This window comes from Streptomyces sp. MnatMP-M17 (assembly GCF_900091995.1).
GTDB lineage: Bacteria > Actinomycetota > Actinomycetes > Streptomycetales > Streptomycetaceae > Streptomyces.
The window spans coordinates 1-4,659 of the sequence record NZ_FMDK01000357.1 but is presented as its reverse complement, the minus strand read 5'-3'; the positions used below and the strand labels follow the sequence as shown (position 1 = coordinate 4,659).

At 71.1% G+C, this 4,659-nt stretch carries 4 protein-coding genes and 1 pseudogene; 3 read left to right on the top strand and 2 right to left on the bottom strand.

What is annotated here, in order from left to right:
- The first annotated feature begins 245 nt into the window (after nucleotides 1-245).
- From GA0115259_RS16660 to GA0115259_RS16650, 3 genes are all read left to right on the top strand, one after another.
- Entirely contained in the window at nucleotides 246-1,091 is an 846-nt protein-coding gene (locus GA0115259_RS16660; protein WP_256098024.1) for a GNAT family N-acetyltransferase, read from the top strand.
- Between the two features lie 15 nt (nucleotides 1,092-1,106).
- Nucleotides 1,107-1,688, top strand: coding sequence for a GNAT family N-acetyltransferase (locus GA0115259_RS42815; protein WP_093597227.1), 582 nt, complete (start codon nucleotides 1,107-1,109; stop codon nucleotides 1,686-1,688).
- Between the two features lie 102 nt (nucleotides 1,689-1,790).
- Nucleotides 1,791-3,482: a proline--tRNA ligase gene (locus GA0115259_RS16650; RefSeq protein WP_093597224.1), complete on the top strand. Its 1,692-nt coding sequence runs from the start codon at nucleotides 1,791-1,793 to the stop codon at nucleotides 3,480-3,482.
- Nucleotides 3,483-3,602: 120 nt separating this feature from the next.
- On the opposite strand, the gene GA0115259_RS16645 is transcribed toward GA0115259_RS16650, so the two are convergent.
- Both GA0115259_RS16645 and GA0115259_RS41910 read right to left on the bottom strand, forming a co-directional pair.
- Entirely contained in the window at nucleotides 3,603-4,541 is a 939-nt protein-coding gene (locus GA0115259_RS16645; protein WP_093597221.1) for an aminoglycoside phosphotransferase family protein, read from the bottom strand.
- A 32-nt stretch (nucleotides 4,542-4,573) separates the two neighbouring features.
- Nucleotides 4,574-4,659 (bottom strand): annotated as a pseudogene (locus GA0115259_RS41910) (DUF4439 domain-containing protein); the annotation flags it as partial.

Genomic DNA, 4,659 nt, shown 5'->3' with positions numbered 1-4,659 from the left:
GAGTCGAAGATCGTGGAGACGCTGATCGAAGAGGCGATGAAGATCGCCGAGCAGATGGAGAAGGACGGTATCGCCTCGGGCGAGCCCGAGGTCTCCGTGAGCTGACGGATCCGACAACCGACGTACGACGAGGTCCCGCGGCCACTGCCTCCAGGGCAGGCCGCGGGACCTTCTCCTGTGGGCGGCACGTCACGGACCCGACAGGTACAGTGCGGAGATCAGCAGACCGTATGGTGAGGCCCCTCGTGTTGACGCAGACCACCACTCGGGTCCTCGAACCCGGTGAACTCGGCGCAGCGCTCGCCATCCTGGAGAGCGAGCCCGTCGCCAACGCCTTTGTGACCTCCCGGGTGCAGGTCGCGGGGCTCGATCCCTGGCGCCTCGGCGGCGAGATGTGGGGCTGGTACGCGGACGGGCGGCTGCGCTCCCTCTGCTACTCCGGCGCCAATCTCGTGCCGATCTGCGCCGGTCCCGAGGCCGTGCGCGCCTTCGCCGACCGCGCCCGCAGAACCGGCCGCCGCTGCTCCTCCATCGTCGGCCCGGCCGAGGCCACCGCTCAGCTCTGGCGGCTGCTGGAGCCCAGTTGGGGTCCCGCCCGCGAGGTCCGCGCGCACCAGCCACTGATGGTGACCGAGCAGATTCCCGCCGTGGTCGCGCCCGATCCCTTCGTACGCCGGATCCGCAAGGACGAACTGGAGGTGATCATGCCGGCCTGTGTCGCCATGTTCACCGAGGAGGTCGGTGTCTCGCCGCTCGCGGGCGACGGCGGACTGCTCTACCAGGCGCGCGTGGCCGAACTGGTCGGCGCGGGACGGTCGTTCGCCCGTATCGACGACGGCAGAGTCATCTTCAAGGCCGAGATCGGCGCGGCGACCACCCAGGCCTGCCAGATCCAGGGCGTCTGGGTCGATCCCGAGTACCGGGGGCGCGGACTGTCCGAATCGGGCATGGCGGCGGTCGTACGGTACGCGCTGGCCGATGTCGCACCCGTCGTGAGCCTCTACGTGAACGACTACAACACCCCGGCCCGCGCGGCCTATCGGCGCGTCGGCTTCCGTGAGGTGGGCGCCTTCATGAGCGTGCTGTTCTGAAAGTAGGGTTCGGCCATGCTGAGCATCCCCGGGGACACGCCCCGGATTCCCGACGTACAGGTAGCGCCGGTCGATCTCGCCTCCCGCGTCGACGAGGCACTCGCCGTACAGGCCCTCGCCTTCGGGCTCAGCGACGACGAGATCGGAGTACGCCGCCATATCGTGCTCCGGCATCTCATGTACCCGGGCTGCCGTGCCTTCGGCGCGACCACCGGCGCCGGCCGGCTCGTCGGATTCGTGTACGGCCTGCCGAACGACCGCGGCCACTGGTGGTCCACGGTGGTCGAGCCGTATCTGCGCGCCACCGCCTCCGACGGCTGGCTCGACGACTCCTTCGTGATCACCGAACTCCATGTCCATCCCGAGTTCCAGGCCCGGGGCATCGGCCGCGCGCTGATCACCACCATCACGGACGGAGCCGTACAGCCGAAGTCGATCCTGTCCGCCATCGACATCGAGAGCCCGGCCCGTCGGCTCTACCGCTCACTCGGATACGAGGACCTCGCCCGCCAGGTCCACTTCCCGAGCGCGCCCAAGCCGTACGCCGTGATGGGCGCCATGCTGCCGCTGCGCAGACAGGAAGGCGGCGGCAACTGAGGCAATCGGGCGGGAACTGATTTCCGCCTGCCGGTGCGCCCCGGCTAACCTCCTGGCATCACCCGAGAGAACGCAGAACGCAGAACGCCAGGAGTGTTCCCCATGTCCCAGGTCCAGCGCATGTCCCGTTTGATGGTCAAGACACTGCGCGACGACCCGGCGGACGCCGAGACCCTCAGCCACAAGCTGCTCGTCCGCGCGGGGTATGTCCGCCGTACGTCCGCCGGCATCTGGAGCTGGCTGCCGCTGGGCAAGAAGGTCCTCGACAACATCTCGCGCGTCGTCCGCGAGGAGATGGACGCGATCGGCGCGCAGGAGGTGCTGCTGCCCGCGCTGCTGCCCAGGGAGCCGTACGAGGCCAGCGGCCGGTGGGAGGAGTACGGCGATCTGCTGTTCCGCCTCAAGGACCGCAAGGGCGCCGACTATCTGCTGGGCCCGACGCACGAGGAGATCTTCACCCAGGTCGTCAAGGACCAGTGCACGTCCTACAAGGACCTGCCGGTGATGCTTTACCAGATCCAGACGAAGTACCGCGACGAGGCCCGGCCGCGCTCCGGCGTGCTGCGCGGCCGTGAGTTCCAGATGAAGGACTCGTACTCCTTCGACACCACGGACGAGGGCCTCGCCGAGTCGTACGCGCTGCACCGTCTCGCGTACCAGAAGATCTTCGCCAGGCTCGGCCTCGACTTCCGTATCGTCTCGGCGGTCTCCGGCGCGATGGGCGGCTCGGCGTCCGAGGAGTTCCTGGCGCCCGCGGCGGCGGGCGAGGACACGTTCGTGGACTGCCCTGCCTGTGACTACGCGGCCAACACGGAGGCGGTCACCTTCGCCGCTCCCGCGCCCGCGCCGACGGAGCACGGCCCGGTCGAGGAGCTGGACACTCCCGACACGCCGACGATCGAGACGCTCGCCGCGTTCCTCGGCGTGCCCGCCTCGGCGACCTTGAAGAACCTGCTCGTCAAGGTCGACGGCGAGATCACCGCGGTGGGCGTGCCCGGCGACCGCGAGGTGGACCTCGGCAAGCTGGGCGAGCATCTCGCGCCCGCCGTGGTGGAGCTGGTGACGGCCGAGGACTTCGAGGAGCGGCCCGAGCTCGTACGCGGCTATGTGGGCCCGCAGGGCCTCAAGATCCGCTACATCGCGGACCCGCGCGTCGCGCCCGGCACCGCCTGGATCACCGGCGCCAACAAGCCCGGCACCCACGCGCGCGATGTGGTCGCCGGACGGGACTTCGAGGTCGACGACTATCTCGATGTGGTCGTCGTCGAGGAGGGCGATCCGTGCCCGGCCTGCGGTACGGGCCTCAAGCTCGACCGCGCGATCGAGATCGGCCATATCTTCCAGCTCGGCCGCAAGTACGCCGACACCTTCCAGCTCGATGTGCTGGGCCAGCAGGGCAAGCCGGTGCGCGTGACCATGGGCTCGTACGGTATCGGCGTCTCGCGCGCCGTGGCCGCGCTGGCCGAGCAGACGGCCGACGAGCAGGGCCTGTGCTGGCCCCAGGAGATCGCTCCGGCCGACGTCCATGTGGTGGCGGCGGGCAAGGCGCTCCAGACGGAGCTGGCGCTCGATGTCTCGGAGAAGCTCGCGGCGGCGGGGCTGCGGGTGCTGGTGGACGAGCGGCCCGGAGTCTCCCCGGGCGTCAAGTTCACCGACGCCGAGCTGATCGGCGTACCCCACATCCTGGTGGCGGGCCGCCGCTCGGCCGAGGGCGTCCTGGAACTGAAGGACCGCCGCACGGGCGAGCGCGAGGAACTGACGCTGGAGGAAGCCATCACCCGCCTGGTCGGCTGACGCCTCGGGGCTCCGCCCCGAACCCCGGTCCTCAATCGTCGGACGGGCTTGATTTCGCCGACGCGAAAAATCAGCCCGTCCGGCGATTGAGGACACCAGGCGCCCGGGGCGGAGCCCCGGTTACAGCCAGCTCGCGAATTCCAGCAGGAGCTCCGCGGTCTGGCGGCGGCCCGCCGTCAGCGCCCTGACGCCCGACTCCACCGCACGGAACAGCGTCCAGCCACGCAGCCGCCCGCCGTCCATGTCCAGCGAGTCCGCCAGGCGGCTCACCCGGCGCCGCGCCGAAGAGGGGCCCGAGGAGGCCGCCACCAGGTCCTCGACCCGGTCGCGGGCCAGCCGCGCCAGGTCATAGGCGGGCTCACCGACCAGCGGCTCAGGACCGACCGCGAGCCAGGGCGCCCGCTCGCCCGCCAGCACCTTGCCCTGGCCGAACGCGCCGTGCAGAAGCCGAGTCTCCGCCGAGGAGGCGCAGAGCTCGTCACGCGCCGCCAGCGCGGCCGAGACCAGCGGCGCGAGGCTGTCGTCGCCCTCGTCCGTCGCGCGCAGCGCCGCCGCTTCCCGCGCCGTCCGCTCGGCCACCGTCTCGAAGCCATGGCCCACGGGCGGATCGACCCAGAGCCTGCGTACCGTACCCGCTGCTTCCAGCAGGGCCTTCGCCTCGGGCAGGGAGCGCAGCGAGATCTCCGGCTGGAGACGTTCGAGCAGCAGCGCGCAGTCGGTGGCGCCCGTGGTGGTGGAGACGGCGTCGGCGGTATCGGCGGCGTCGAGCAGCTCCACCGCGCCCCAGCCCTTCCAGTGCGCCAGCGCCGCCCGCTCCAGCGACGGAGCCGCGAGGGACGGAGCGATCTTGAGCGTCGCGGGAGAGCCGTCGGGCCGCCGTACGAGCACCACCAGACCGCTCCTGCCGCCCGGCGCGACCACCCGCTCGACAGCCAGCCCTCGCGCGGAGACGGCCTCTCCGGCAAGGGCCGGGAGCCGGTTCAGCCACTCGGCGGCGGCCGGCTCGCCGTACTGCCGGCCGAGCGCGCGCACCAGACGCTGCGGTGGTTCGAAACCCATACGTGCGCCGTTCCCCTTCGAGACTCCAGGGCTCACGCGCGCTCGGCGAGCCCAGGAAAGGCTACGCCCGTGCCGCGCCAGCGCACCGCGCGCACCGCGGCCTCCCGCAGCGCGCCCG

Excerpts from the sequence above, each read along its gene's own strand:
- GA0115259_RS42815 (WP_093597227.1), top strand. The coding sequence starts at position 1,107 with ATGCTGAGCATCCCCGGGGACACGCCCCGGATTCCCGACGTACAGGTA.
- GA0115259_RS16650 (WP_093597224.1), top strand. The coding sequence starts at position 1,791 with ATGTCCCAGGTCCAGCGCATGTCCCGTTTGATGGTCAAGACACTGCGC.
- GA0115259_RS16645 (WP_093597221.1), bottom strand. The coding sequence starts at position 4,541 with ATGGGTTTCGAACCACCGCAGCGTCTGGTGCGCGCGCTCGGCCGGCAG.